At 45.6% G+C, this 25605-nt stretch carries 24 protein-coding genes and 1 other annotated feature; of the genes, 11 read left to right on the forward strand and 13 right to left on the reverse strand.

Annotated elements, in window-relative coordinates; genetic code table 11:
* Window positions 1-74: 74 nt before the first annotated feature.
* From BW42_RS00665 to BW42_RS00675, 3 genes are read right to left on the reverse strand one after another with little or no spacing between them, the layout of a single operon-like run.
* Window positions 75-1268, reverse strand: coding sequence for an acetoin utilization protein AcuC (locus BW42_RS00665; protein ID WP_035406209.1), 1194 nt, complete (start codon window positions 1266-1268; stop codon window positions 75-77).
* A complete protein-coding gene (locus BW42_RS00670; protein WP_035406212.1) occupies window positions 1265-1897 on the reverse strand; it encodes an acetoin utilization AcuB family protein in 633 nt (210 codons plus the stop codon). Before BW42_RS00670 ends, BW42_RS00665 begins: the two co-directional genes overlap by 4 nt.
* A gap of 18 nt (window positions 1898-1915) precedes the next feature.
* Window positions 1916-2548, reverse strand: coding sequence for a GNAT family N-acetyltransferase (locus tag BW42_RS00675; protein WP_023469064.1), 633 nt, complete (start codon window positions 2546-2548; stop codon window positions 1916-1918).
* 146 nt (window positions 2549-2694) lie between these two features.
* On the opposite strand from BW42_RS00675, the gene acsA reads away from it, so the two are divergent.
* A complete protein-coding gene (gene acsA / locus BW42_RS00680) occupies window positions 2695-4398 on the forward strand; it encodes an acetate--CoA ligase (RefSeq protein ID WP_035406216.1) in 1704 nt (567 codons plus the stop codon).
* A gap of 47 nt (window positions 4399-4445) precedes the next feature.
* Here acsA and BW42_RS00685 read toward each other — a convergent pair whose 3' ends face one another.
* On the reverse strand, window positions 4446-7037 hold the full coding sequence (locus BW42_RS00685) for a transglycosylase domain-containing protein (protein WP_052018982.1): 2592 nt from the start codon (window positions 7035-7037) through the stop codon (window positions 4446-4448).
* 148 nt (window positions 7038-7185) lie between these two features.
* Window positions 7186-7393: a binding site (T-box leader), on the forward strand.
* A 54-nt stretch (window positions 7394-7447) separates the two neighbouring features.
* Here BW42_RS00685 and tyrS point away from each other — a divergent pair.
* A complete protein-coding gene (tyrS, locus tag BW42_RS00690; protein WP_035406219.1) occupies window positions 7448-8695 on the forward strand; it encodes a tyrosine--tRNA ligase in 1248 nt (415 codons plus the stop codon).
* 44 nt (window positions 8696-8739) lie between these two features.
* Here tyrS and BW42_RS00695 read toward each other — a convergent pair whose 3' ends face one another.
* From BW42_RS00695 to BW42_RS00705, 3 genes are all read right to left on the reverse strand, one after another.
* Window positions 8740-9267, reverse strand: a complete 528-nt coding sequence (locus BW42_RS00695; RefSeq protein WP_035406222.1) for a biotin transporter BioY — start codon at window positions 9265-9267, stop codon at window positions 8740-8742.
* Between the two features lie 154 nt (window positions 9268-9421).
* The gene (rpsD, locus tag BW42_RS00700) at window positions 9422-10021 is read right to left on the reverse strand and encodes a 30S ribosomal protein S4 (protein WP_035406229.1); all 600 of its coding nucleotides are present in this window, start codon (window positions 10019-10021) and stop codon (window positions 9422-9424) included.
* A 233-nt stretch (window positions 10022-10254) separates the two neighbouring features.
* Complete coding sequence (locus BW42_RS00705) at window positions 10255-10740, reverse strand: GAF domain-containing protein (RefSeq protein WP_023469058.1); 486 nt, start codon at window positions 10738-10740, stop codon at window positions 10255-10257.
* Window positions 10741-10962: 222 nt separating this feature from the next.
* Between BW42_RS00705 and ezrA the strand changes: the two genes are divergently transcribed.
* Complete coding sequence (ezrA, locus tag BW42_RS00710) at window positions 10963-12669, forward strand: septation ring formation regulator EzrA (protein ID WP_035406231.1); 1707 nt, start codon at window positions 10963-10965, stop codon at window positions 12667-12669.
* A gap of 67 nt (window positions 12670-12736) precedes the next feature.
* The gene (locus BW42_RS00715) at window positions 12737-14296 is read left to right on the forward strand and encodes an amidohydrolase (RefSeq protein WP_035406234.1); all 1560 of its coding nucleotides are present in this window, start codon (window positions 12737-12739) and stop codon (window positions 14294-14296) included.
* Here BW42_RS00715 and BW42_RS00720 read toward each other — a convergent pair.
* Both BW42_RS00720 and BW42_RS00725 read right to left on the reverse strand, forming a co-directional pair.
* Window positions 14288-15058, reverse strand: coding sequence for a MerR family transcriptional regulator (locus BW42_RS00720; RefSeq protein WP_052018983.1), 771 nt, complete (start codon window positions 15056-15058; stop codon window positions 14288-14290). The genes BW42_RS00715 and BW42_RS00720 overlap by 9 nt on opposite strands.
* Before the next feature lie 90 nt (window positions 15059-15148).
* Entirely contained in the window at window positions 15149-15964 is an 816-nt protein-coding gene (locus tag BW42_RS00725; protein WP_023469054.1) for an NAD kinase, read from the reverse strand.
* A 165-nt stretch (window positions 15965-16129) separates the two neighbouring features.
* Here BW42_RS00725 and tpx point away from each other — a divergent pair, with 165 nt between their 5' ends.
* From tpx to BW42_RS00745, 4 genes are all read left to right on the forward strand, one after another.
* The gene (tpx, locus tag BW42_RS00730; RefSeq protein ID WP_155960139.1) at window positions 16130-16627 is read left to right on the forward strand and encodes a thiol peroxidase; all 498 of its coding nucleotides are present in this window, start codon (window positions 16130-16132) and stop codon (window positions 16625-16627) included.
* 100 nt (window positions 16628-16727) lie between these two features.
* Window positions 16728-17636, forward strand: a complete 909-nt coding sequence (locus BW42_RS00735; RefSeq protein WP_023469052.1) for a class I SAM-dependent methyltransferase — start codon at window positions 16728-16730, stop codon at window positions 17634-17636.
* Window positions 17637-17756: 120 nt separating this feature from the next.
* Window positions 17757-18968, forward strand: a complete 1212-nt coding sequence (locus BW42_RS00740) for an acetate kinase (protein ID WP_035406240.1) — start codon at window positions 17757-17759, stop codon at window positions 18966-18968.
* Between the two features lie 303 nt (window positions 18969-19271).
* Window positions 19272-19877, forward strand: coding sequence for a 3D domain-containing protein (locus BW42_RS00745; RefSeq protein WP_035406242.1), 606 nt, complete (start codon window positions 19272-19274; stop codon window positions 19875-19877).
* Window positions 19878-19984: 107 nt separating this feature from the next.
* On the opposite strand, the gene BW42_RS00750 is transcribed toward BW42_RS00745, so the two are convergent.
* On the reverse strand, window positions 19985-20422 hold the full coding sequence (locus tag BW42_RS00750; protein WP_029342342.1) for a universal stress protein: 438 nt from the start codon (window positions 20420-20422) through the stop codon (window positions 19985-19987).
* Window positions 20423-20576: 154 nt separating this feature from the next.
* Between BW42_RS00750 and BW42_RS00755 the strand changes: the two genes are divergently transcribed.
* Window positions 20577-21302: an SDR family oxidoreductase gene (locus BW42_RS00755; protein WP_035406245.1), complete on the forward strand. Its 726-nt coding sequence runs from the start codon at window positions 20577-20579 to the stop codon at window positions 21300-21302.
* Window positions 21303-21348: 46 nt separating this feature from the next.
* Here BW42_RS00755 and BW42_RS00760 read toward each other — a convergent pair whose 3' ends face one another.
* Complete coding sequence (locus tag BW42_RS00760; protein ID WP_035406247.1) at window positions 21349-22452, reverse strand: Xaa-Pro peptidase family protein; 1104 nt, start codon at window positions 22450-22452, stop codon at window positions 21349-21351.
* A 155-nt stretch (window positions 22453-22607) separates the two neighbouring features.
* Between BW42_RS00760 and BW42_RS00765 the strand changes: the two genes are divergently transcribed.
* Window positions 22608-23918 (forward strand): DRTGG domain-containing protein, encoded by a 1311-nt coding sequence (locus tag BW42_RS00765; protein ID WP_023469046.1) that lies wholly within the window; start codon window positions 22608-22610, stop codon window positions 23916-23918.
* 52 nt (window positions 23919-23970) lie between these two features.
* On the opposite strand, the gene BW42_RS00770 is transcribed toward BW42_RS00765, so the two are convergent.
* Entirely contained in the window at window positions 23971-24279 is a 309-nt protein-coding gene (locus BW42_RS00770) for a YtpI family protein (RefSeq protein ID WP_035406252.1), read from the reverse strand.
* Window positions 24280-24342: 63 nt separating this feature from the next.
* Here BW42_RS00770 and BW42_RS00775 point away from each other — a divergent pair, with 63 nt between their 5' ends.
* Complete coding sequence (locus BW42_RS00775) at window positions 24343-25278, forward strand: bifunctional oligoribonuclease/PAP phosphatase NrnA (protein WP_035406255.1); 936 nt, start codon at window positions 24343-24345, stop codon at window positions 25276-25278.
* A 65-nt stretch (window positions 25279-25343) separates the two neighbouring features.
* Here BW42_RS00775 and BW42_RS00780 read toward each other — a convergent pair whose 3' ends face one another.
* A complete protein-coding gene (locus BW42_RS00780; protein ID WP_035406258.1) occupies window positions 25344-25538 on the reverse strand; it encodes a hypothetical protein in 195 nt (64 codons plus the stop codon).
* Window positions 25539-25605 lie beyond the last annotated feature (67 nt).

The raw sequence follows: 25605 nt of genomic DNA on the forward strand, positions 1-25605 counted from the left end.
AGTAAAAATTCCATATTTAGTATAGCAACAAGATGTGAACTCCGAACGAAATAAATGTGAAGATAAAAAGTCAATTAATCAGCGGAATAGGGGGAAATCGCTGTCAGTTGTTTTTTACGTTCATCGTTTACGAATGGCCAAATCAATCGTTTGACGGTCTCCCAATTTTTTTCTTCAATTTCAGGACGTCTTGGAATTGCGGGATAAAGTGGTGACGGATCATGCCAGTGCGTGGGTGGCGCTATTTCCTGTCCGCCCCATCGTTCTTGCCATGCAATTGGAATTTCCCCGTGAAAAGGATCTTGTCCTGTCATGGCAGCAAAAACCTGACTCCACGCGCGAGGAACGACACGATACCAATCATAACCACCGCCGCCTAAAGCAACGATTTTTCCATCTGTATACTTTTCTGCCGCAGCCACAGCGATTTGAGGAATCTTTTCATAACTTTTCATCGTTAAGGATAGATGCGTCAATGGGTCAAGCACGTGCGCATCAGCGCCATTTTGTGTGATGATGAGATCCGGTTGAAACAACTCGCATGCCTCAAAGAGTGCCGTCTCATAAGCAAGTAAAAACGAATCGTCTTCCGTAAAAGCATCCAGTGGTACATTCCAGCTAAAACCGTATCCTTCTTCAGAGCCTCTCTCCGTTACCATCCCCGTTCCTGGAAATAAGTAGCGACCCGTTTCATGGAGAGATAGTGTCATGACATCATTTCGATTATAAAAGGCCCATTGCACACCATCCCCGTGGTGAGCATCCGTATCGACATAAAGGATTTTACAGTGATATTTTTCAATCATCGCCGCCATGGCGACAGCCGTATCGTTATAGACACAAAACCCTGAAGCACGTCCGCGGAACCCGTGATGTAATCCACCGCCGATATGAAAGGTGCGTTTATACTTACCAGATAAGACGAGGTCACATGCTTCAATCGTTCCGCCGACAAGGAGGGAAGCACCCGAATGCATGTCTTGAAACAAGGGAGTATCTTCCGTACCAAGACCGTACATCTGTGCCTTGAGTGGTGATAATACTCCGGTTCCGGCTGCTTTGACAGCAGCAATATAATCCTGATCATGAACGAGTGCCAATTCTTCATCGGTCGCATGACGTGGGGCGATACAAGGGGTGTCATCTAATTGATGCATCGATTCAAGCAAGGAAACGGTTAATTCGAGACGGATTGGGTTAAATGGGTGGGTCTCGGAAAATCGATAGGTTGCTTCTTCAGGACTATACAGATAAGCAAAATCCTTCATCTGCTCACATCCGGTCCAAGTACATCGAATCCTTCTTTGCGTAACTTCTCGATGATCCGAATTGGATTCATCGTCTGAACACGAAACGCAACAATCCGGACATACGGATCGTCTGTTGGATACACGAGTACATTTAAAATATTAATATTCGTTTTAGCAAGCAGTGCGGAAATCTTCGCTAATGTACCTGCTGTATTCTCGACACGGATCTCGATTTGGGAACTTGGTTCGAGTGCACCCGTCAACTGAACGAATGTCCGTAACAGATCCGTTTCCGTGACGATACCGACAAGACGTCGACCGCGGACGATTGGCAAGCAGGATAAGCGATATTCATAAAACAGCACAGCCGCATCTTCTAGAAAATCAAGCGGATGGGCCGTGACAGGGCTTTCGATCATAATGCTTGAAACGGGATACTGTAGGTCTTGTTTTGCTGTGTCCGGATGAAAGATGCTACTCGCGCTTTGAATTTCCTTTAGTCCGACAAGACCGACGAGTTCATGACGGGCATTAACGACGAGAATATGACGAATCTGATGACGTTGCATGAGTTCAACCGCATGCGCGATGGAATTCGTCGGTTGCATCGTGATGCACGTCGTATTCATGATTTGTTCGATTAACATGACGATTCCTCCTCGAGCTCAGTCATACATGAAGCGTCTTCTCAAGCGTAGCGCATCAAAATGAGCGACGACTTCAGGTGAGACGTGTTTTCCGATACGTGCCATCAGGCAGTTAGCAGGGTGGGAGGCGATTTCCGGATCATCGGTCGGGAAAAAGACAAGACCACCATGGTTCATCATCTTCTCCATGATCTTCCGGTAATCCCACACTGATAGTCCACTCCCTTTTAAGTCCCAATGCCAATAATATTCAGTCGTTAGAATTAAATAATGTTCCATGGCAGGATCTAGCATGGAGATTTCAAGCAATTTTTTACCAATCTGTTGTCCGCGGAACCGAGAGGAGACTTCAATCGCCCCGAGTTCCAAGATGTACGGATTGTTTCCCTCACTCCATGTTTCATAGGGATCAGGATATAAGTAAGTCACATAACCGATGATTTCCGTTCCTTGACGAGCGACGATGATCCGTCCTTCTTCAAGGTCTGCGATCTCAACGAGCGCTTGATGTTGTTCAGCGGGTGGACGAAAAGCCGTTAACCCTGAATCGAGTGTATACGTTGCTAGTGTTTGACTCGGTACGGGACCTTCGATGTCAACAGGACCGAGTGATGTTTCATGCGTCCGATGATTGAATTGTTTTTCAAACATGTAAGCGTCACCACCTTCCTATTCATTATAGACGAAAGCGCTTGAGTAAAGAGAGGGATTTTTTAACAAATTGACGGCAAATGGATTGAACTGACGGATAACTAGCTTATAATAAAGAGGAAAATATAGAAGGGGAGGAACGAGACATGAAAGTTTTGAAAGCGCTTCCGGGGAAGCATTGGTTAGCAGAGTATGATGAAACGAACACGTATGACTGGAAAGATGCTGAGCAGTACTTTTCATGGGCGACAACGGGGAAAGTCAACATGGCCTATGAAGCAATCGACCGCCACGCAGAAGGCGAGCGGGCGAACAAGGATGCGCTGATCTATTTCGATGGAATGACGGAACAACGATTCACCTATGCAGACATGAAACGATTGACGAATAAAGCGGCAAATGTATTAGTCGATGCAGGAGTCAAAACGGGTGACCGGATTTTCATCTTCATGCCACGCTCACCAGAACTGTACTTTGCCCTACTTGGTGCACTGAAAGTAGGGGCGATCGTCGGTCCGTTGTTTGAAGCATTCATGGAACAAGCTGTTCGTGATCGTTTAGTTGATTCTGAAGCGAAACTACTCGTGACAACGAAAGCGTTGCTCCCGCGTGTTCCAGTTGGGGAACTGGAATCACTTGAAAAAGTAGTACTCGTTGATGAAGGCGTTGAAGAATCAGAAACATTACTTGATTTCCGAAAAGCGTTCAAGCAAGCATCCGATGTATTCGAACCGGTCTGGTTGGATCGTGAAGACGGATTGATCTTGCACTATACTTCAGGATCGACAGGGAAGCCAAAAGGTGTCCTCCATGTTCAAAATGCGATGATTCAGCATTTAATGACAGGACGTTGGGTACTCGATCTACAAGAAGACGATGTCTACTGGTGCACGGCTGATCCAGGGTGGGTCACAGGAACAAGTTACGGTATCTTCGCACCGTTCTTAAATGGGACAACGAACGTAGTTGTCGGTGGACGTTTCAATCCAGATTTCTGGTATAGTGTTATCGAGAAGTATAACGTAACGGTCTGGTATAGCGCGCCAACTGCTTTCCGGATGTTAATGGGAGCGGGGGCGGACGTCGCGAATCACCATGATCTTTCAAGTCTTCGTCATGTGTTGTCTGTCGGAGAACCATTGAATCCAGAAGTTATTCGTTGGGGAAAAGAAGCATTTGACCAACGCATTCATGATACATGGTGGATGACAGAAACGGGCGCGATGATGATTTGTAACTACAAGTCGATGGACATTAAACCGGGATCGATGGGGAAACCAATTCCAGGAACCCAAGCTGCGATCATTGATGATCAAGGAAACGAGTTACCACCGTTCCGGATGGGTAACCTTGCCTTGAAAACACCGTGGCCATCGATGATGCGTCAAATTTGGAACAATCCACAAAAATATGAATCCTATTTCTTTAAAGGATGGTATGTGTCAGGCGATTCTGCCTATATGGACGATGAAGGCTATTTCTGGTTCCAGGGGCGTGTTGATGACGTCATCATGACGGCTGGAGAACGGGTCGGTCCGTTTGAAGTTGAAAGCCGTCTCGTTGAGCACCCAGCAGTCGCGGAAGCCGGAGTCATCGGGAAACCAGACCCGGTGCGAGGCGAAATCATTAAGGCATTCATTGCCTTACGTGATGGTTATGAGCCAACGGATGAATTAAAACAAGAAATCCAAGCATTCGTCAAGGAAGGTCTAGCTGCTCACGCGGCCCCAAGAGAAATTGATTTCCGAGATAAGTTGCCGAAGACACGAAGTGGTAAAATCATGCGCCGTGTCCTGAAAGCATGGGAGTTGAACTTGGAAACGGGCGATTTATCGACGATGGAGGATTGAACATGAAAAAAGGATGAATCACCGAAACAGGTGATTCATCCTTTTTGTTAGTTTTCAGAAGCAGCATCTTTTTTCTTTTCATCTTGTTTCTTTTGTTGCTCTTGCTGTTTCTTCGCATCTGCCTCTTTTTTCTTAGCGTCCGCTTCAGCTTTCTTTTTTGCATCGGCTTCGGCTTTTGCATCGGCTTCGGCTTTTGCTTTTGCGTCGGCTTTTGCTTTTGCGTCGGCTTTTGCTTTTGCATCAGCTTCAGCTTTTGCATCGGCAGCACGTTTTGCGTCATCTGCTGCTTTTTTCTTTGCCTCAGCATCTGCTTTTTCTTTAGCTTGATCTTGTTGTTTTTGTTGATCTTCTTTCTTCTGTGCGTCTGCCTCTTTTTTCTTTTCTTCTACTTCTTTCTGTTTCTTCGCTTCGGCTTTTTTCTTTGCTTCTTCGGCTTTTTTCTTCTTATCTTCTTCTTTGAAGCGACCACTGTTTTGGAAGTCATTTGCTGTTACAGAAGATGGTTGCGTGAAGCGGGCGCCAGATTTGAAGTAACTGCTGTTCGCACCATACGATGCATTCGCCATCTGTGACCAGAGCGTCTGCGTACGTTGGTAGTACGTTGACGGACCGATGAGTGAGTTGTTCTGGTCGTGTCCTGTCCAGACGGCAAGGGTTACACCAGGAGTAGAACCAACAAGATAAGAGTCTTTGACATCGTTGGTCGTACCCGTCTTACCGGCCCAATCTCCCGGTACGTTCAATCTAGCTTTAGCGAACGTCGCTGTACCTTTCGTGAAGACACCACGCATCATATCAAGTGTCAGGTAAGCTGTTCGTGGTTCATAGATCCGTTTTTTCTTCGGTTTTGCTTTATAGATATCTTTTCCGTCTTTCGTGATTTTCGAGATGATGTACGGTTGGACGAATTCACCATAGTTGGCAAGTGTCGCGTAAGCACCTGCAAGTTCGACAGGTGTGATTTCCATCGTTCCGAGTGCCGCAGAAGGGGCATAACGGATCGCATCAGGTACTTCAACTCCCATATCGACGAGTTTTTGAATCGAATTCGACATGTTCATCTTCTCGTAAATCTTAACGGCCGGTACGTTCAATGATAGTTCTAATGCCGTACGAACCGTTACATTACCACGGTAACGTCCACCTTCGTTCTTGATCGGACGGTCGCCAGGTTGACGTGGTACAGTCTGGTAGTAGTACTCTTCATCATTAACGGTAGAACCTGGTGTGATCAAGCGATTTTCAATCCCGTTCGAGTAAACGAGGATTGGTTTTGCCGTTGACCCGATTTGACGTTTGGCTTGGAATGCCCGGTTGAAATCGTCAGCTTTTCCATCCATATACCGTCCGCCGACGAATCCGAGGATACGTCCCGTTTCATTTTGAACCATGACTGCTGCTGTTTCTTCTGGATCCTGTTTCGAAACGCTTTTTTTCGTTTTTGGATCGACGACTTGTTTGTATTGCATGCTTCCTGGGAAGTTCGCACTGTTCTTCGCAGGTTGTTGCATCGCTTCATGAATTTTTTTATCAAGTGTCAAGTGAACTTTGTAGCCGCCTTGGCGCAGTGCAACAAGTGCTTGATCTTGATAGTTGGCACGCACTTCTGCCAGTTCAGACGGTTTCACTTCATCTTCTTTCACGCCATCTTGTTTCATCAGATACTTCGTCATGATTTTCGTCGCTTCACGTTCGGCTAAATCGTAGACATACGGATACGTATCACGAGAACGTTTTGATTGTTTCGCGAAATCTTTCGTAATATCATGCTTGATTGCTTTTTCGTACTGTTCCTTCGTGATGTTTTTCGCGACATACATCCGCTTCAATACTGTTTTCATCCGGTTGACGCTTGGCGTCAAGTCCTTTTTGACAACGCCACCTTGAAGGTAAGGGGTGTAGTAATAAGGGTTTTTAGGAATCCCAGCGAGAAAAGCTGCTTGTGGTAACGTCAGTTTTTTCGCGGATTTGTTGAAAACTCCTTGTGATGCAGCCTCGATCCCCGCGATATTACGACCGAGTGAATTGCGACCGAATGAGACGACATTCAAATACGCTTGTAAAATTTCATCTTTTGACATCGCGTTTTCAAGGCGCAATGCTAAAAGAATTTCTTTCGCTTTCCGTTCGAATGAGACTTCGTTCGTCAAGATTTGGTTTTTGATTAATTGTTGTGTTAGCGTACTTCCGCCTGTGCGCGACGCAGAATTCGTTAGTTCTTGTAGAACTGCTCGTAATGTCGCTTTTGGAACGACACCATCGTGTTGATAGAAGTCTACATCTTCCGTTGATAAAAGCGCATCGATCAAGTAAGGAGAAATCTTCTTGATATCGACAGGCTGACGTTCTTCATCTGTTGAGATGTTCGTCAGCTTTTCACCACTTCCCCAATAAATTTGGCTTGTGACGGCATAGCTGTTGACTTGTTGTTTCATCTCAGTCAATGGTGGTGCTTTTGTGTCCTTGACGAGCGAAGCGAAATAGCCGCCCGCTGCACCAACAGAAAAACTACCGACGAGTAAGACAGCTATGATGAGGAACAAAATGATGTTCCATGAAACATCATATGTGATATTTGACCAGTGCCGAACGGCTTTCGTCCGGGGATGATTCCAAAACTTGAACCAGTTCTCGCGCATAAATGATCTCCTTTGCATCTTAAACTTAGGTGTAAATTAATATTAAATCACAGATAGACGTATTATACCATAAATCTACTAGTGAAATCGGACTTGACAGCGGATTCGCCTTCGACGTATCATGAAACCATCTTATTTTCGTATATTGCGTTAAACCATGATCGGAATATAGTAGTAAGTCACTCCCTGTGACAGAGACCTAGTGGTGCTGCGAACTAGGACACAGTGAACTTATGAATTACGCTTCCAGGAGTTTCTTGAGAAATCAAGCGGTCCGTCCCGTTATCGACGAACCAAGTGGTCCTTTTACACAAAAGGACAATTAGGGTGGTACCACGGAATATTCCGTCCCTTCGTTTTAGACGAAGGGACGGTTTTTTTGTTAATAGTGAACTTTAGGAGGAGAAACAATGACGTTATTAGAGGATTTAGAATTTCGCGGGTTAATTAACCAAATGACAGATGAAGAAGGGCTGAAAACATTACTCGAGAATCCGACGACGCTTTACACAGGCTTCGATCCAACAGCAGATTCACTTCACATCGGACACTTGTTGCCGATTTTAGTCTTAAAAAGATTCCAACAAGCGGGTCACCATGTCGTAGGTCTCGTTGGAGGGGCAACTGGGATGATTGGGGATCCGAGTGGTCGTGCAACGGAACGGTCATTGAACACATCGGATATCGTCGAAGAGTTCGCGAATCGGATTAAAGATCAACTGTCACGTTTCTTACCACTTGAAGGTGAAAATCCGGTCACGATCGCCAATAACTTAGACTGGACGAAAGATTTGACAATCATCGATTTCTTACGTGATATCGGAAAACACTTCCCGGTCAGCTACATGCTTGCGAAGGACTCTGTTGATTCACGTCTTCAAAACGGTATCTCATTCACTGAGTTCTCATACATGTTACTTCAATCGTTTGACTTCTTGAAACTTTACGAAGACAAAGGATGCCGTCTTCAAGTAGGAGGTAGTGATCAGTGGGGGAACATCACAGCAGGAATGGAGCTGATTCGTCGTGCTGGTCATGAAGAAAAAGCATTTGGATTGACAGTACCGCTCGTTACGAAAGCGGATGGTCAGAAATTCGGTAAGACAGCTGGCGGTGCGGTCTGGTTAGATGCTGATAAAACGTCACCGTACGAGTTCTACCAGTTCTGGTTCAATGTAGACGATCTCGACGTCATCAAGTTCTTGAAATACTTCACGTTCTTGACGCACGAAGAACTCGATGCACTTGCAGAAGAAGTCAAGGCAGCACCAGAGAAGCGCGTCGCACAACGTCGTCTTGCAGAAGAAATGACGGTTCTCGTCCACGGTGAAGAAGGTCTGACACAAGCACAACGTATTACGACGGCACTCTTTAGCGGAGATATTAAATCGTTGCAAGTCGAAGATATCGAAGATGCCTTCAAAGGCATGCCACGCTTTACACTCGGCGAATCAAACAACCTCGTCGACGTGCTCGTTGAGGCGAAGATTAGTCCGTCAAAACGTCAGGCACGTGAAGACGTCACGAACGGTGCGATCTACCTCAACGGAGAACGCGAGCAAGACTTAACGAAAGAAATCACTGAATCAGATGCAATCGGTCGCTTTACGATCGTACGTCGCGGAAAGAAAAAATACTTCGTCGTCGAGCATGCTTGATGATAAACGAAACGCTCCCTGCACATAGATGCAGAGAGCGTTTTTTAAGCTGTCCGGAATAAGCGAAGTGGCAACAAGCGAACGGCGATCGTCGTGGCAATGACGGCTTTGATCGTATCCCATAAGACGAAAGGATAATTGATCGCAAAAGCATCTTTGAACGACAGATCGAGTACAGCCATCAGACCGAATGTTCCGAGCAAGTAGACTAAACCAAGTCCGAAGACGATCATCCCGATGAAGAGGGGGGCGAAACGACGTGTTTTTTCAGCGATGAGACCGATGAAGAATCCGGCAATCGGAAAGGCAATCAAATACCCGACAGTTGGTCCGACGAATGGAGCAAGTCCACCTTTTCCGCCGAGAACAGGGAGACCAGCAGCTGCGAGCAATAAGAAGATCAAGACAGCAAGTCCACCGCGTTTTCCACCGAGAATGGCACTGACCGTCATGATTGCGAGCATCTGAAGTGTGATCGGAACGGCGCCGACCAGTTGGATCTGCGGCAAAGAGCTAACGGCTGCGATGATGGCAGCACCAAGGGCGATGAACGTTAAATCTCTTGTTTTCATGAATAAAGTCCTCTTTTCTATTTGTGTTAACTATGTATGTTTATAGGTTAACACAAATAAATAATTGGCGTCACTCTTTTTTTTAAGACCAGGTATACATTTTCATGATATGTATAAAAAAAGCACCCACCGAAGTGAGTGCTGGAACAATCGATTAACGTGAGTAGTACTCGACGACGAGTTGTTCTTGGATTTGATCGTTCAATTCAGAACGCTCAGGAAGACGGACGAACGTTCCTTCGAGCTTCTCAGCATCGAAAGTAACGAAGTCTTTAGTTGCTGGAGCAACTTCGAGTGCTTCTTTGATAACGACAAAGTTCTTCGATTTTTCGCGAACTGAGATCGTTTGACCTGGTTTCACGCGGAACGACGGGATGTCGACGCGAGCGCCATCAACTTGGATGTGACCGTGGTTGACGAGCTGACGAGCAGCACGACGTGTACGAGCCATACCCATACGGTAAACGACGTTATCAAGACGTGTTTCAAGTAAGAACATGAAGTTCTCACCGTGAATACCAGGCATTTTGCCAGCATCGTTGAACATACGGTTGAATTGGCGTTCGTTTACTCCGTACATGTGACGAAGCGTTTGCTTCGCTTGAAGTTGAAGACCGTACTCAGACATTTTACGACGGCTGTTACCGTGTTGTCCTGGAGCGTACGGACGTTTTGCGATTTCTTTTCCTGTTTCAGTAAGTGAGATACCGAGACGACGTGAAAGTTTCCAAGCTGGACCTGTATAGCGAGCCATAATAAGACTCCTCCTTAGTGTTCGTTATTATTTGCATAAAAATAATAACGCCATCAAACCCACGTTACGCCCATTTCATGATGTGGCACCCTCGCTTGATAGCAAAGTTACACGATGCCCCTCCGGTTATTCACCGAGTCATGAAATGTGATACGTAAGCGATTTGACCGCTATCGTTATCATTTCTGCACTTTTACAAGTATACGGTGTGGACAATCGACTGTCAATCAGAATTACAGATGACGAAGTAGTGTCGTACAGAATGCTTCTAAACCAGCTTGGTCGACTTCATCGAAACGGTTGAATTCTGGGCTGTCGATATCGAGGACGCCGATCGTTTGTCCATCTTTGACGAGTGGAATGACGATTTCAGAATTCGATGCCGCGTCACATGCGATATGACCTGGGAATTGATGAACGTCTTCGATCCGTTGTGTCGTTTGTTCTGCTGCGGACGTTCCGCAAACACCACGACCGAATGGAATACGGACGCATGCTGGAAGTCCTTGGAATGGTCCGAGGACGAGTTGGTTTTGCTCGGTATCCGTCAAATAGAAGCCGACCCAGTTGATACGGTCGAGGAATTGGTTGAGTAACGCGCTCGCATTCGATAAGTTCGCGACTTGATTGTCTTCTCCCATTAATAACGCATCGAGTTGTTTTGACAGCATGTCATATTGTTTCGTCCGGTCACCTTCATATGTCTTTGTTTCGAACATAATAAAATTCCTCCCGTGAAAAGCGTATTTTTTTTAGTTTAACGAGTTTTCGTGTAGCTGACAAACAATTGATTTTTGGACAAAGGATTCAAAACAGCGGAAGAAATCAGGAAAAGCCTCTGTAAATCTATGCAAAACGGTTGCGCTATACTATTATAAGGATAAGATTATTGCGATTTAGAGAAAATCTAAAGTCGTACGACAGAGTGGAGGTCGTGACAAATGTGGGCATGGGTGATCGGAGTCATCGTCATCGTATTACTCGTCATGCTATTCAGCATGATCAGTCGAAAAAAATACTACACGAAAATCGATGAACTTGATATGCGCAAACAAGGCATCGTCAGTGCATCGATTCCAAAGGAGTTGCAGGACTTAAAGCAACTACCGATGGCGGGTGAGACGGAGACGAAGTTCAGCTCCTGGCATCAAGCGTGGGAAGAGTTGTTAACGGTCCACGTCGCCCAAATCGATGAAACCCTTTACCGAGCGGAAGAAGCGCTCGATAAATACCGGTTCATCGCCGTCAAGAATGACCTTGAAGTAACGGAACAATTGATTGCGGAACTCGAAGGATTGATCGATGAGATGCTCGTCGAGATGTCGACGTTCAAAACGAATCAATCGGTTCTAGCAGAGTTGAAAGCGCAAGGGGAAGCTGATTCTGGGCAAGTTCGGAAATCGTTATTGATCCAAGCGAACTCATTCGGTCCGGCGCTCGCGCGTCTGGAAGAACGAAGTGAACAAATCAACGCGCACTGGAATGAGATGTGTCAATACGAAGCTTCGGGTGAAGTGACGAAGGCTTACGAAACAAGCTTGTTGCTTGAGCAAGAAGTAGCGACGACGCGTCAGCTTGTTGAACTCGTGCCGAAACAATGGAAGATTCTCGCACATGAATTGCGTCAACGGATTGATCAGCTCGGAGCGGGTTATAAGGAAATGTCGTTAGATGGGTATCCGCTTGAACCACTCGGTCTTCAATCCGAGATCAAACGGTTCGAGGAACAACGTCTGAGCCTTTCTGAAAAAATCGAGATGCTTGAAGTCGATGGTTTAGAAGAAGCGATTCAACAGTTATCAGCCGACGTTGATCAAATGTATGATACGTTCCGTCGTGAAGTTGATGCACGTCATCAAGTGAAAAAAGAAAATCAATCCTTGAAACAAAAAGCATTACGGATGCGCGAACGGATTCATCAATTGGCGCAAGAGTTCAGTATCTTACGTGAAAAGTATGAAATCTCAGCAGATCTTGGAATTCACTACGAAACGATCCAGCGTGACGAAGAGCTACTGTTTGAAGCAGCAAAAGATCTCGATGAGTCGATTGCTGGGAAAATCATTCCGTTCAGTATGCTCGAAGATCAAATGCGCGATGCGATTCGCTTAGAGGAACAGTTGATGATTCAGTACGAACGCTTTACGGTCGAACTTCAAGCGCTTCGAAAAGAAGAGACAGAAGTGCGCGAACGGATCGTCGAATGGCGTCATCAGCTCTCGCAAACACGTCTTCGTCTGAAACGACTTGGATTACCGAACTTACCAATGGAAGTTGAAGAAGCACTACGTAATGCGAATCGTTCGCTACAGACGCTTGAGACACGGCTCGAAGAGTTACCGTTTAATGTCCGATCGATCGTTGCACAAAGCCAAGACGTCCAAGAAACGTTTAAACATGTGCAAGAACGGTTAGATACATTAGTGTTCGAAGTCACGTATGCCGAACGGCTCGTCCAGTATGCGAACCGATACCGTCGCCACGACAATGAGATACATATGTCGCTGACGATCGCGGAAACGAAGTTCTTAGCGGGAGACTATGAACGTACGATCGTCTTAGCGGAACGTGTCCTAAATGAATACGATCCGGACGCGATCGAACGCATTAAACGATCGTGTGCACCAGAGGAAACGTTGCACGTTTAAATCAGGATCGACAATTCAGGGTGACCGTCATGGTCACCCTATTTTTGTAAAAAGAGGAGTGAGTAGAATGGGAACACTATACGTAAACGGATTGATTCGAACGATGGCACATGAAGAGGACGTCCATTCAGCGATGTTCGTCGAGAAGACGCGGATCATCGCAATGGGGGAGGAAGGAAAACTACGTCGACGTTTCGGTAGACGTATTGATCAGATTCAAGACTTGAACGGAAAAGCTGTTTATCCAGCCTTCACAGACGCACATATTCATCTGATTGGCTACGGGGAAGCGATCAACCGTGTCGATGCCTCGCGTTATACGACGCTTGAAGCATTAGGACAAGCTTTCCTCAAGGCAGAACCAATCAATGGGATTCACGTAGCGGAAGGATATGACGAAACGAAACTTGACCGTGCGCCGACAAAAGCATGGCTGAATCAGTTGTTCCCGGACGCTCCCGCCTTATTAAAACGGACAGACCGGCATACCGCACTTGTCAACGATGTTTTATTCCAACAGCTCGGCTATAAAGCATCGACTGTCATCGATGGTGGAAAGATCGGCTTATCGGATAACGGCGAAGCTGACGGATTTTTGTACGATGCGGCGCTTGAACCTTTGTATGCGTTACAAGCTGGAAACTTAGAGCGAAACAAATCGTCACTCCGATCAGCAATCAAGAGTTTGTATCAATACGGCATCATTGCGGCACACACAGAAGATTTATCGTATCACGGAGATGTCGCGGAAATCCTCCAAGCATATAAAGAAGTGACAGAAGAGACAGGCTTCCATACACATCTACTCGTGCATCATCTTGTCATCGATGAGTTCGTGCAACAGCAACCAATTTTGCCATCAACGATGTCAATTGGTGCGATGAAACTATTCGTCGACGGCGCACTCGGAGGACGGACAGCTCTTCTCAGTCGTGGTTATTCTGATGATCCGACGACACGTGGTATCGAAGTGCATACACCAGAACAACTCGAACAACTCGTCAAGCGTGCACGTAGTTACGGGTTTACAGTTGCGGCACATGTCATCGGTGATTTAGCGATTGAACGATTCGTACAGGTGCTCGAGAAATATCCAGCACCAAAAGGCAAGCGGGATCGGATCATTCATGCGACGGTCGTTCGACCAGAAACGCTTGCACGAATTCGGAAGTTACCGGTCTTGATTGACGTTCAACCGGTCTTTTTACTGGATGACGCAGACTTTATCGTCGATCGACTCGGATTGAACCGCTTAGACTGGAGTTATCGTTTACGTTCGTTAGCTGAGACCGGCGCATTATTATGCGGTGGGGCAGATGCGCCGATCTCTGACCCCGATGTCCGGCGTTCCCTGTATGCAGCGACGGAAGGAACAGCGGGACGTGTCAATAAGGCGAATGAGACGTTATCGATGTACGAAGCCTTGTTACTCTTTACGAAAAATCCACATCTCGCGACCGAGACACATGGACGCAAAGGATTACTCCTACCAGGATACGATGCCGATTTCGTCATCTTTGAAGAAGACTTCTATCGCTTGCGTGGTGAAGCCATCTTGAATAACCGTTTAGTGGAGACTGTCCAAGCTGGTAAAATCGTCTATCAGGCAGAAGCAGCCTTAGTTTGATGTTGCTTCTGCATAGTGCGAAATAGCTTCTGAATAAAAAGAAGATAGTCCAGGTGCATACGTATCGTAATAAGCGCGAAACCGTTCGTCGGACACGTACATCTGACCGAGTGACTCAAAAATAGATAACTCACATGGGTAATAGTACGTATCGATGAAGTCATGTTGTTCCTTGACGACCTGTTGAACGTCCGGGTCAGATGCCGCACGTCCGTTGCGGTAAAGGATCGTCAAGCGTTGATCGAGTTGTTTGTGCATGGCGCTAAGTCTTTCTTTCTCATTTGGGGTACGTTGTTTTTGTCTTTTTGCACTGATTCGATATGCGTCGGTGTCACCGTAGTGTTGTTGGACTTCATCTGCATGTTGTTTTTCGTGCATGACGATCTCTTCGTGACGTAAACCGCGGAATAATTGTTCATCTTTCATGGGGAGTCCTCCTATTAAAGTGAGTAATGTTTGTTCAGCGAGTTGAGCGAGCATCTGATAATGCGAAGCTTTTTCTTGAAGTAGTACAATTTGTTTTTTCAATATCGTGTGATGACTGGAGTCAGATTGTGTAAGTAATCTTTGGATTTCTGACAGCGGAAAATCAAGAGAGCGATAGAGAAGGATTTGTTGTAAACGTAAAAGATCCTCACTGCTATAATATCGGTGACCGGCATCGTTGCGCTTTGGCACAAGGAGACCGAACGTCTCATAATGATAAAGCGTTCGTTTTGTGACGCCGGTAAGTTTGGCGATTTCCTGAGTGGAATACATCATCTGTGTACCTCCTTTGATTGGAGTATAAGGGGTGACGTAACGGAAGACGCAATAAAAAAATCTGCCCTGAGGAGGCAGATTTTTTTATTGTCATAAGAATGAGCGTTGAATCTTATGCCAAAATGTATTGTTCGTCAATTTGACGGTTTTAAGTTCTTTTTCAGAGAGCTGGATATCGACTGAATCCGTTCGTGTCAGGCTGAGTGCTTCGTTATCCATCCCGATGATCGGATAATCGTTTCCGTCCTCAATGATGCGTAACGAGAGTTTCCGTCCGCGGTTCAATAGGAAAGCAGAACCGAGTGTCCGGTACCGGTTATTGTTAACGGAAGCGATCTCGCTGACTTGAAGACAGTGGATCAATGGATCGACGATCGCACCAGAAAGTGACTTGTTATAAGCCGTAGATCCCGTCGGTGTTGAGATGACCATTCCATCCCCGCGGAATGTCTCAAACAGGAAGTCATCGATATAGACTTCGATTGCGAGTGATTTGATGATGCTCGACTTTACGGAACATTCGTTCAGACAGAGCATCGGTGGTCCACCGTTGATGGATGCTTCAAGTAGTGGATAACGACGTACTTCGATTTCGCCATCCGAGACACGATTGCCCGTCTCTTTAAAGATTGCTTCGACCGCAGAAAGATCATTGATATCAAAGTCACAGTAGAACGAGTTTGGTCCTTCAGCGAATCCGACATAGATCGCATCATCACGGAAACCTGTGAAGCGTGCCGCTTGCAAGAAAGCCCCATCTCCACCAATCGAGACGATGATGTTTGCTTGTCGATGATCTTGGACGACATTCAGTCCGTATCGTGTACCGACATCAATCAACTTTCGCACCTGCGTCTCGTGTCTTTGTGTATTTCGGTAGTACAGGTAGACATTATTTCGAGCCATGGTCAATTCCCCCTTGAAAGCGTTTCATGAACTCTTTTATTATACCTGTTTTTTAGAAAGACGGGTACTGAAGTCCATCAATTATGGCAGAATACTTGCCATCTTCGCAGATCATTCCTATAGTTAAATAGAAAATACAGTATATCCAATCAGGGGAAAAGGGGAATTCATATGGCAACGTTTAAAGGAAATCCAATCACACTTCAAGGTACAGCGGTTCAAGTCGGACAAACAGCACCAGACTTTCAAGTGTTAGCTAACGACTTATCGCCCGTAACACGTGATACATACCAAGGTGTTCGAATCATCAGTGTCGTCCCATCAATCGATACAGGGGTATGCGATGCGCAGACTCGTAAATTTAACGAAGAAGCAGCTAAAATCGAAGGTGTGACGGTCATGACGATCTCAAACGACCTTCCGTTCGCGCAACGTCGTTGGTGTGCGTCAAGTGGTCTTGATCAAGTCGTGACATTGTCTGATCACCGTGATCTTTCATTCGGTACACAGTACGGCGTGGCAATCGAAGAATTACGTCTGCTTGCTCGCTCTGTCTTCGTCTTAGATTCGAACAACGAGATCACGTATGTCGAATACCTCGAAGAATCAACGGATGAGGTGAATTTCGAAGCAGCACTCGCTGCAGCACGTGAAGCGAAGTAAGAATGGTTTACAAACGACGCTGAAGCGTTACAATGGAACTAATGATAGAAACGGCTCCCGCTCTACGGGGGGCCGTTTCGTTTTGGAGAGGATGACGTACATGGAGCCGTTAGAAAAGTTATATAAGGAATTAACACGTCAAACAAAACAAATCGAACGTGATCTTGATATGCCTTACCTAGAAGCGTTGACGACTGTGATTGACCGGTTGAACGATCGCCATACTGAAAATGTAGACAAAGAGGTCATTCGAAAGGCAGTATCGCTTGCTATTTTAGAAGGGATGAAACAAGCGCAACCGAACCATTTGCCGACGCCAGACAGCGTCGCTTTGTTTGCTGGTTATCTAATCGGGAAATTGGTAGGTAAGGAGGACATCCGACTACTTGAATTAGGAAGTGGAACAGGTGGTATGTTACACGCTGTCTTGAGTCAGCTTTCGACGGGCACATCTGCTGAAGCAGTTGAGGTAGATGAGACGTTAATTCGTTTATCGGCAGCGGTAACGGAATTACTCGACTATCCTGTTACGTATACGCATCAAGATGCGTTACGACCTTTGTTGCTAGATCCAGTTGATCTTGCGATGGCTGATCTCCCAGTCGGTTATTATCCGGATGAAGAGGCTGCTGCTTCTTACATCTTGAAGCGAGATGAGGGTATGAGCTATAGTCATTTCTTATTGATCGAACAAGCAATGCAATACGTCAAACCAGGTGGGTTCGGTGTTTTTGTCATTCCGAACGGTTTGTTCCAGCATGATACGGAAGGCAAGTTGAAACAGTACTTTGAATCAAAAGCGCACGTCATCGGCATTTTACAATTGCCGTTAACCATGTTCAAACAAGAACAGGCAGCAAAAAGTTATTTGATCGTCCGTAATCATTTAGCCGGTATGAAGATGCCAAAACAAGCGTTACTTGCTGAACTACCATCTTTCACAGATGCCCGTGCGTTTGGTGGTATGGTGAAACAGATTGATGAATGGATTAACACAGAATTAAAATGAATTACGCAAAGTGATTGAAATCTGTCGTTAATTTGACTATTCTAGTTGTAGAACAGAAATAGAAGAAAACCTAAACAGATGTGAATGTTCATTGGATTCAAATGGAAAAGGGGAAAAATCATGGCAAAAATTATGGCGGTAAACGCAGGTAGTTCGTCTTTGAAGTTCCAATTGCTCGAAATGCCGAACGAAACGATGATTGCAGTCGGACTCGTTGAACGTGTCGGTAAAGACGATGCAATCTTTACGATTAAATATGGTGAAGGACAAAAGTATACAGATGTCCTCCCGCTTGCAACACATAAAGAAGCAGTCGAGTTATCACTCGAAAAATTAATGGAGTTCGGAATCATCTCGTCTTACGATGAGATTAAAGGTGTCGGACATCGTGTTCTTCATGGTAAAGAAAAATATGCAGACTCTGTATTGATCACGGATGAAGTCATGCAAGATATCGAGTCGTATACAGAACTCGGACCACTTCACATTCCACCAAACTTGATCGGAATCCGGGCATTCCAAGCATTGCTTCCGGAAGTGCCGCAAGTGGCGGTCTTCGATACGGCGTTCCATCAAACGATGCCAGAAGAAAACTTCCTTTACAGCTTACCGTATGATTACTACACAGAATACGGTATCCGTAAATATGGTTTCCACGGTACGAGCCACAAATATGTTACGGAACGTGCATCTGAATTACTCGGTCGTCCATTAAAAGACCTTCGTTTGATCTCATGTCACTTAGGTAGCGGAGCATCAATCGCAGCAGTTTCGGGTGGCGAATCAATCGATACGACGATGGGCTTCACACCGCTTGAAGGGATCACGATGGGAACACGTTCTGGTTCACTCGACCCAGCTTTGATTCCATTCTTGATGGAGAAAACAGGGAAAACAGCGGAAGAAGTCTTGAACGTCATGAACAAAGAGTCTGGAATCTACGGACTCTCAGGTCTCTCAAGTGACTTGCGTGACGTCCAAACGGCTGCGAAGGAAGGAAACCACCGTTCAGAGATGGCACTCCGTATCTTCGCGAACCGTATCCACGGATACATCGGGCAATATGCTGCTGAGATGAATGGTGTTGATGCCATTATCTTCACAGCTGGTGTTGGGGAGAACTCAGATTCAATCCGTGAGCGTGTCCTACGTGGTCTCGAATTCATGGGCGTTTACTGGGATCCATCACTCAACAATGGAGCTCATGGAGAAGAACTCTTCATTAACTACCCACACTCACCAGTCAAAGTCATTATCATTCCAACGAATGAAGAATTGATGATCGCACGCGATACAGTTCGTGTTGGTGGATTGGTTGCTCAAAACGCATAATTTTTAAAAAGGACTGAATCGTTAATACGACGATTTAGTCCTTTTTTTGATGAAATCCTAGAAAATTAATATGCGAACGTATGATCTATTGTTACGACGTTTGTCATACAACGAAAAAAGAAGCGTCATCATCGTAAAAATAAACCTAAAAAAGAGTCGTTTCTTAAAAAAATGAGTCTTTTGTAACATAACGGTAATAGTACAGACATATTTTTGTGGTCTATATGTAACGGCACTACTTGCTTTTGTCATGTATATTAATCTCAGTTAACAAACACGAAACAATGATGGAGGAGAAAATACATGATGAAACGAATGCTCGCAAGTGTTTTAACGGTCGTGTTAGCACTCAGTTCGTTCGCAGGTCTTCAAGCAGAGGCTGCAACTAAGAAAAGCGTCAAGTCAACAGTCGATAGCCTAGTCATTCGTCAAAAAGCTACTACTTCTTCGAAGAAACTCGGTCTTCTATATAAGAACCAAACGTTATCGTACAAAGCAAAAACAGGGAACTGGTACAAAGTAAGCTACAAAGGTAAGACGGCTTATCTTAGCGCGAGCTACTCGAAAGTCGTGACGTCAAGCGGATCAAAAAAACAATCTACGGGCGGTTGGAAAACAGTCACGAACGTGAGTGCGACAGCTTATACACCGTATGATCCAGGCAGTGGCAACCTGACAGCAATCGGTTGGAACATCAAAAGCTCGAAAAAGAAAGTCGTAGCTGTTGATCCACGTGTCATTCCACTTCGTTCGACAGTCAAAGTGTATTATAAAGGGAAGTTGAAAGGGACATATACAGCTGCTGATACTGGCGGTGCCATCAAAGGTAAGAAGATGGATATCCTTTACTACTCTCGTTCAGAAGCATTCAACTGGGGTCGTCGTACCGTTACAGTAAAATACAAATGATTTCAAACCATCGGACATCGGTTCGATGGTTTTTTGTTTAAGCAGGTCGTCAAAAAGCCTCTCTTCCTTTGAGATGAAGGGAGAGAGGCTTTTGATGGAAGAGTGGTTCATAAACGAACGATCAAGACGTCACATTTTGCGTAACGCGTAATGCTTTCAGAGACACTACCGATGAAGAAACGCTCAACAGCGTTTAAGCCGGTCGCGCCACAGATGATTAAATCAGCATCGTGATTAGGAGCAAGTTTTTTGGCAATCGTGACTTTTGGAGAACCGTATTCAATTGCAACTTCGACTTCCTGTACACCGCGATCTTGAGCGGTCTTGACATATTCGTCTAGCAATTCCTTCGCGTAAGATTCAGCACGTTCCGTGATAGTACGGTCATATGCTTCTACTGTTGCGAACGTCCGTGTATCAATGACGTGTGCGATGATCAATTTTGCATCATTTCGCAATGAAACATCGATTGCCGTCTCGAAGGCACGTTCTGCCTCTTTTGAGCCATCTACTGCTACAAGTACATTATGATAGACGATTGCCATGATGAATCCATCCCTTCGTAATCGATATGATGAGTACACCCTAATTATACCATTCTCTTACTGGAAGCGGACGAAACATTCAACGAGTTCTAAAAATTGTCCTACCTTTCCATTCCATCGTAAGATGGAGTCAGTGAAAGGGGGCGATGCCAAGATGAGGCACGCGTTAATTACAGCAGGTACAAAAGGACTGGGAGAACGAGTAACACGCCAGTTATTGGAAGAAGGATGGAAAGTAACAGCGTTCCATCGTTCTGAACCCGAGTTTACACATCCGAATCTTGTGACGATTCAAGCAGACGTGACGAACCAAGAAGAAGTGGAACACGCAGCTCAACAAGCGATTAACGAGCAAGGTCGGATTGATGCGTTGATACTTAATGCAGGACCATATATATTCGAGCGGAAAGCATTAGTAGATTATAGCGATCAAGAATGGAATGAAGTCATTACCGGGAATCTGACCGCTAGTTTCTGGTTATTACGTCAAGTATTACCCGTCATGCGTAAGCAAGCCTATGGTCGAATCATCACGTATGGTTTTCCGGAAAGTGCGACAGCGCCAGGATGGGTGTGCCGGGCGGCGTTCGCTGCTGCTAAAAGCGGGATGGTGAGTTTGACGAAGAGTGTGGCGCTTGAAGAGGCAGAGCACGGCATTACGGTCAACATGGTCAATCCGGGGAACATCGTCGGTGATAACAAGACGAAACGGATTTCCGAAGCAGAGCAAGATGAAGAAACACCAGTCGGAAGAACGGGTGTCGGGGAAGATATCGCTCGCGCCATCTCCTTCTTACTCGCAGAAGAATCAAGTATGATCACAGGTGCGATTCTTGATGTGACAGGGGGCGTCAATGTCGTCCATCAATCCCGTAAGTAAATAAAAAACACCTAATCCATCGCTTGGATTAGGTGTTTTTACTGATTTAAGATGATGGAATCGATTGAAGGTGTTTTGGTGTGCGAGTTAACGCAACCGGACCTTCCGCAGTAAGATGGATATCATCTTCGATCCGGACGCCGCCGACTCCGGGAACATAGATACCTGGTTCGAGTGTGTAGACGATACCAGCTTCAGCCGTCAGTAAGTTGTTTGAAGCGAGGGACGGGAATTCGTGAACCTCGATTCCGAGTCCGTGACCAACGCGATGTGTGAAGTACTGACCGTAGCCAGCCTCTGTGATGACGTCGCGGGCTGCTTTATCCAACGAGCCGAGTGTCGTACCGATCTGACTCGCTTTTGTCGCGGCTTCAAGTGCTTGGCGGACCGTTTCATAGATTTTCGTCTGTTCTTCGCTTGCCTGACCATAAATGAAGGTCCGTGTAATGTCTGAACAGTAGCCTTTCCAAATGACACCGAGATCGAATAGGACGAAATCGCCTTCTTGGATGACGCGGTCACCTGGGACACCGTGTGGATCAGCACTGTTTGCACCAAATAGGACAAGCGTATCGAACGACATCTCGCGGACGCCTTTTTTCTTCATTTCATATTCGATTTCCGCAATGACTTCGATTTCCGTGATACCTGGACGGATCGCTTGTTTACCGATTTCGATCGCTTCATCCGCAAGTGCTGCTGCTTCTTGAAGGATAGCAATTTCTTCCGGTGTTTTCTTCAAGCGAAGCGCTTGTAAGGACTCACCAATATCAAGAATGGCTGCATTTTCAAGATGTGAGCTCAGTTCTTGATATCGACTAAACGTCATATGTTCACCTTCAATACCGATCCGATTGTTCGAATGTTCAAATGTCTTGAATAATTCAGCTAAACGATCGAATGGATTTTCATGATCCTCATACGTGACGACGTCTCCTTCCCAAGGACTCGCTGCAACGATACTTGCTTCGAGTGCCGGACAGAATAATACATGTTTGCCGGTTACATCAACGAGGACTGCCATGACACGTTCGTGTGGTTCTGCGTAGACTCCTGAAAAGTAAAAGACATTCGCCTTTGAAGTAATGACGGCTAAATCGATTCCTTGTTCTTTCAAGAAAGCACTAATGTAATTCGTACGTTCGCTCATATGTGACTCCACCTCTCTACTCATTTTCTACATAAGTATACCATCGTCCGATTCGAAAAACATTTCTCGTAAATCAGACTAGTACACGTTTTCATCTTTGGAGTAGTACAGTATAATGACAGGAGAGTAGAAAAAAGGAAAAGAAGGGATACAGTATGCCTACGAAACACGAACAGATCATTCGACATATCGAAGATCTTGATGTCGGAACGAAGATTTCCGTCCGACAAATCGCGAAGGACTTGACCGTATCCGAAGGAACGGCCTATCGCGCCATCAAGGAAGCGGAGAATCTTGGGTTCGTCTCGACGATCGAACGAGTCGGAACGATTCGAATCAAAAAGAAACAAAAAGAAAATATTGAGAAGCTGACATTCGCGGAGGTCGTGAATATCGTCGATGGTCAAGTTCTCGGTGGAAGAAACGGATTACACAAGACATTGACGAAATTCGTCATTGGCGCAATGAAGCTTGAAGCGATGATGCGTTACATCGATGTCGACAGTCTCGTCATCATCGGGAACCGTGAAAAAGCACACGAACTCGTGCTTGAAGCAGGGGCCGCTGTATTGATCACTGGTGGATTTGATACAACGGAGGATGCAAAACGATTGGCGGATGAGATGGAGTTGCCCATCATTTCGACGTCATACGATACATTTACGGTCGCAACGATGATCAACCGAGCGATTTATGATCGATTGATCAAAAAAGAAATCTTACTCGTCTCGGATATCTTGATCCCTTTACATGATACGTTCTATTTACAGACGACGGATCCGATTTCACGTTGGCACGAGTTGAACGAACAGACGAAACACAATCGTTACCCTGTCATCGATGAACAAATGAAGGTCGTCGGTGTCGTGACGGCGAAGGACATCATTGACCGTCCACATGACTGGGCTGTTGAAAAAGTCATGACGCGGCATCCAATTACGGTCGGCATTCGAACGAGTGTCACGAATTCTGCGCATCAGATGGTATGGGAAGGCATCGAAATGTTACCGGTCATCGACCAGTATGGGCGATTGCTTGGGATCATTAGCCGTCAAGATGTCCTCAAGGCGTTGCAACTAGCGAATCGCCAGCCGCAGGTCGGGGAGACGTTCGATGATCTGATCACAGGGCAGATTAAAGCGGCAGAGGACGAACGGGGACCGTACTTATCCCTTGAGGTTTCTCCACAAATGACGAATTTCATGGGGACTGCTTCAAGTGGTGTATTGACGACGCTTCTCGTCGAAGGGGCGACGCGAATGTTGCGTCACATGAAGAAAGGTGACCTTGTCATTGAAAACGTCAGCATCTATTTCATTAAACCTGTTCAGATCGAGAGCACGGTAACGATCCGGGCCAATGTCTTTGACGTTGGTCGGAAATTCGGGAAAGTCGATGTCGAAATGTATCAAGGTACACAAATCGTTGCGAAAGCACTCGTGACTTCGCAACTCATCGATCGTTAAGTGAATACAAAAAGAACCGAAGTCTATTGACTTCGGTTCCTCTGAATCTCGCTCAGGATTGCTCCATCTCACGGACGACATATGGATAAATCTTTTTGTAACGGATGAATCCAGCGATGAATGAAGCAACACCGACGACGATTAAAATAGAACAGACCACTTTTCCGACGAGTGTCGTTAATCCGTTCCCGGAAACGAACTGATTGACGGCAAATAGGATGACGAACAGACTCAACCAAATGCTCGCTTGTGTATTGAACAAGTATTTTCGGTTCGTACTTTTCGTATGGAACGCGCGGCGTTTTGCTAACAAATACCCACCAAGCGAGAAAACGATGAGGGCGATGAGGATGAATTGCATGTTAAAAGGACCTCCTTTTTGTCTTCATCTAGTATCATATCAAGATTAGAGGAGCTGTGCACAGTGAAAGAGCAAATCAAACAAATGATTGAAGCTGCAAATACGATCATCATTCATCGTCACGAACGACCAGATCCCGATGCACTCGGTAGTCAGTTCGGCTTACAATTGACATTGCAACACCAGTTTCCTGAGAAAACAGTCTTGTCGGCAGGTGAGATGGCGACATCATTGTCATTTATGGGGAAGCTTGATCGGGTAGAAGACGAATTATACAAAGAGGCGTTAGTCGTGATTTTGGATACAGCGAATCAAGCACGGATTGACGGGAAGATCGCGATGACAGGAAAAGACGTCATTAAAATCGACCATCATCCCGATGAGGATCCATACGCGTCAGTGCAACTCGTCGATACGACGATGAGTTCGACATCGGAACTGCTCGTTCATCTATTGAATGAATGGGGATACGACATTCCGGCATCAGCTGCTATTCAATTCTATGCGGGAATCGTCGGTGACACGGGACGTTTTCAATTCCGTGGTACAACGAAACGAACGTTTGAAGTCGCGGCGCAATTGATTGATGTAGGGATTGATACAGATTGGTTGTATCGGAATATGTACCAAACAGAACTGGCGGCGCTTCATCTACAAGGATATGTTCTTCAACATCTCCAATTGACGGATCAAGGCGTCGGTTATGTCGTTTTGACACAGGATACATTGAAGCAATTTGGAGCAACGGTCGAACAAGCATCGTTACTCGTCAATAGTTTTGCCGGTTTACAAGGAATGAAGTGCTGGGCGCTGTTCCTCGAAACGGATATGGAAGTTCGCGTCCGAATTCGCTCGAAGGGTCCAGTCATCAATGAAGTAGCAAAAGAATTCAATGGCGGTGGACATCCAATGGCGTCTGGTGCGACGATTGAACAGTTAAGTGAAGTCGAACGTGTCGTTAATCGTCTGAATGAGGTCGCTGCGAACTTCCAGTTTTAAATGGAAAAAAGGCTGCTCGGTCTCATTCCTCTCGTGAGGAAGCGGAGCGAACAGCCTTTTTATGCTTATTTCGTTTTTGTTTCTTCTTGCGGAATGAACCATACGCCACGATCTGTGTGGTCTTCAATGACATTCAGTTGAAGTTCAGCGACCGACTTGCGAATCTTCTCAGCGATTTCTTCCGTTTCAGTAAAAGCAGTAACACCTAACTTTAGTTGTTCAACCTTTTCACGTGCGATTTGACTACGATTCAAAATCATGAGAAATGCTCCTTCCGTACCCGTCATGATATTTCTATACTTATTGTAGCGAATAATAAATCAGATG

This window comes from Exiguobacterium sp. RIT341 (assembly GCF_000632205.1).
GTDB lineage: Bacteria > Bacillota > Bacilli > Exiguobacteriales > Exiguobacteriaceae > Exiguobacterium_A.

Excerpts from the sequence above, each read along its gene's own strand:
- BW42_RS00665 (WP_035406209.1), bottom strand. The coding sequence starts at position 1,268 with ATGAAGGATTTTGCTTATCTGTATAGTCCTGAAGAAGCAACCTATCGA.
- BW42_RS00670 (WP_035406212.1), bottom strand. The coding sequence starts at position 1,897 with ATGTTAATCGAACAAATCATGAATACGACGTGCATCACGATGCAACCG.
- BW42_RS00675 (WP_023469064.1), bottom strand. The coding sequence starts at position 2,548 with ATGTTTGAAAAACAATTCAATCATCGGACGCATGAAACATCACTCGGT.
- acsA (WP_035406216.1), top strand. The coding sequence starts at position 2,695 with ATGAAAGTTTTGAAAGCGCTTCCGGGGAAGCATTGGTTAGCAGAGTAT.
- BW42_RS00685 (WP_052018982.1), bottom strand. The coding sequence starts at position 7,037 with ATGCGCGAGAACTGGTTCAAGTTTTGGAATCATCCCCGGACGAAAGCC.
- tyrS (WP_035406219.1), top strand. The coding sequence starts at position 7,448 with ATGACGTTATTAGAGGATTTAGAATTTCGCGGGTTAATTAACCAAATG.
- BW42_RS00695 (WP_035406222.1), bottom strand. The coding sequence starts at position 9,267 with ATGAAAACAAGAGATTTAACGTTCATCGCCCTTGGTGCTGCCATCATC.
- rpsD (WP_035406229.1), bottom strand. The coding sequence starts at position 10,021 with ATGGCTCGCTATACAGGTCCAGCTTGGAAACTTTCACGTCGTCTCGGT.
- BW42_RS00705 (WP_023469058.1), bottom strand. The coding sequence starts at position 10,740 with ATGTTCGAAACAAAGACATATGAAGGTGACCGGACGAAACAATATGAC.
- ezrA (WP_035406231.1), top strand. The coding sequence starts at position 10,963 with ATGTGGGCATGGGTGATCGGAGTCATCGTCATCGTATTACTCGTCATG.
- BW42_RS00715 (WP_035406234.1), top strand. The coding sequence starts at position 12,737 with ATGGGAACACTATACGTAAACGGATTGATTCGAACGATGGCACATGAA.
- BW42_RS00720 (WP_052018983.1), bottom strand. The coding sequence starts at position 15,058 with ATGATGTATTCCACTCAGGAAATCGCCAAACTTACCGGCGTCACAAAA.
- BW42_RS00725 (WP_023469054.1), bottom strand. The coding sequence starts at position 15,964 with ATGGCTCGAAATAATGTCTACCTGTACTACCGAAATACACAAAGACAC.
- BW42_RS00735 (WP_023469052.1), top strand. The coding sequence starts at position 16,728 with ATGGAGCCGTTAGAAAAGTTATATAAGGAATTAACACGTCAAACAAAA.
- BW42_RS00740 (WP_035406240.1), top strand. The coding sequence starts at position 17,757 with ATGGCAAAAATTATGGCGGTAAACGCAGGTAGTTCGTCTTTGAAGTTC.
- BW42_RS00745 (WP_035406242.1), top strand. The coding sequence starts at position 19,272 with ATGATGAAACGAATGCTCGCAAGTGTTTTAACGGTCGTGTTAGCACTC.
- BW42_RS00750 (WP_029342342.1), bottom strand. The coding sequence starts at position 20,422 with ATGGCAATCGTCTATCATAATGTACTTGTAGCAGTAGATGGCTCAAAA.
- BW42_RS00755 (WP_035406245.1), top strand. The coding sequence starts at position 20,577 with ATGAGGCACGCGTTAATTACAGCAGGTACAAAAGGACTGGGAGAACGA.
- BW42_RS00760 (WP_035406247.1), bottom strand. The coding sequence starts at position 22,452 with ATGAGCGAACGTACGAATTACATTAGTGCTTTCTTGAAAGAACAAGGA.
- BW42_RS00765 (WP_023469046.1), top strand. The coding sequence starts at position 22,608 with ATGCCTACGAAACACGAACAGATCATTCGACATATCGAAGATCTTGAT.
- BW42_RS00770 (WP_035406252.1), bottom strand. The coding sequence starts at position 24,279 with ATGCAATTCATCCTCATCGCCCTCATCGTTTTCTCGCTTGGTGGGTAT.
- BW42_RS00780 (WP_035406258.1), bottom strand. The coding sequence starts at position 25,538 with ATGATTTTGAATCGTAGTCAAATCGCACGTGAAAAGGTTGAACAACTA.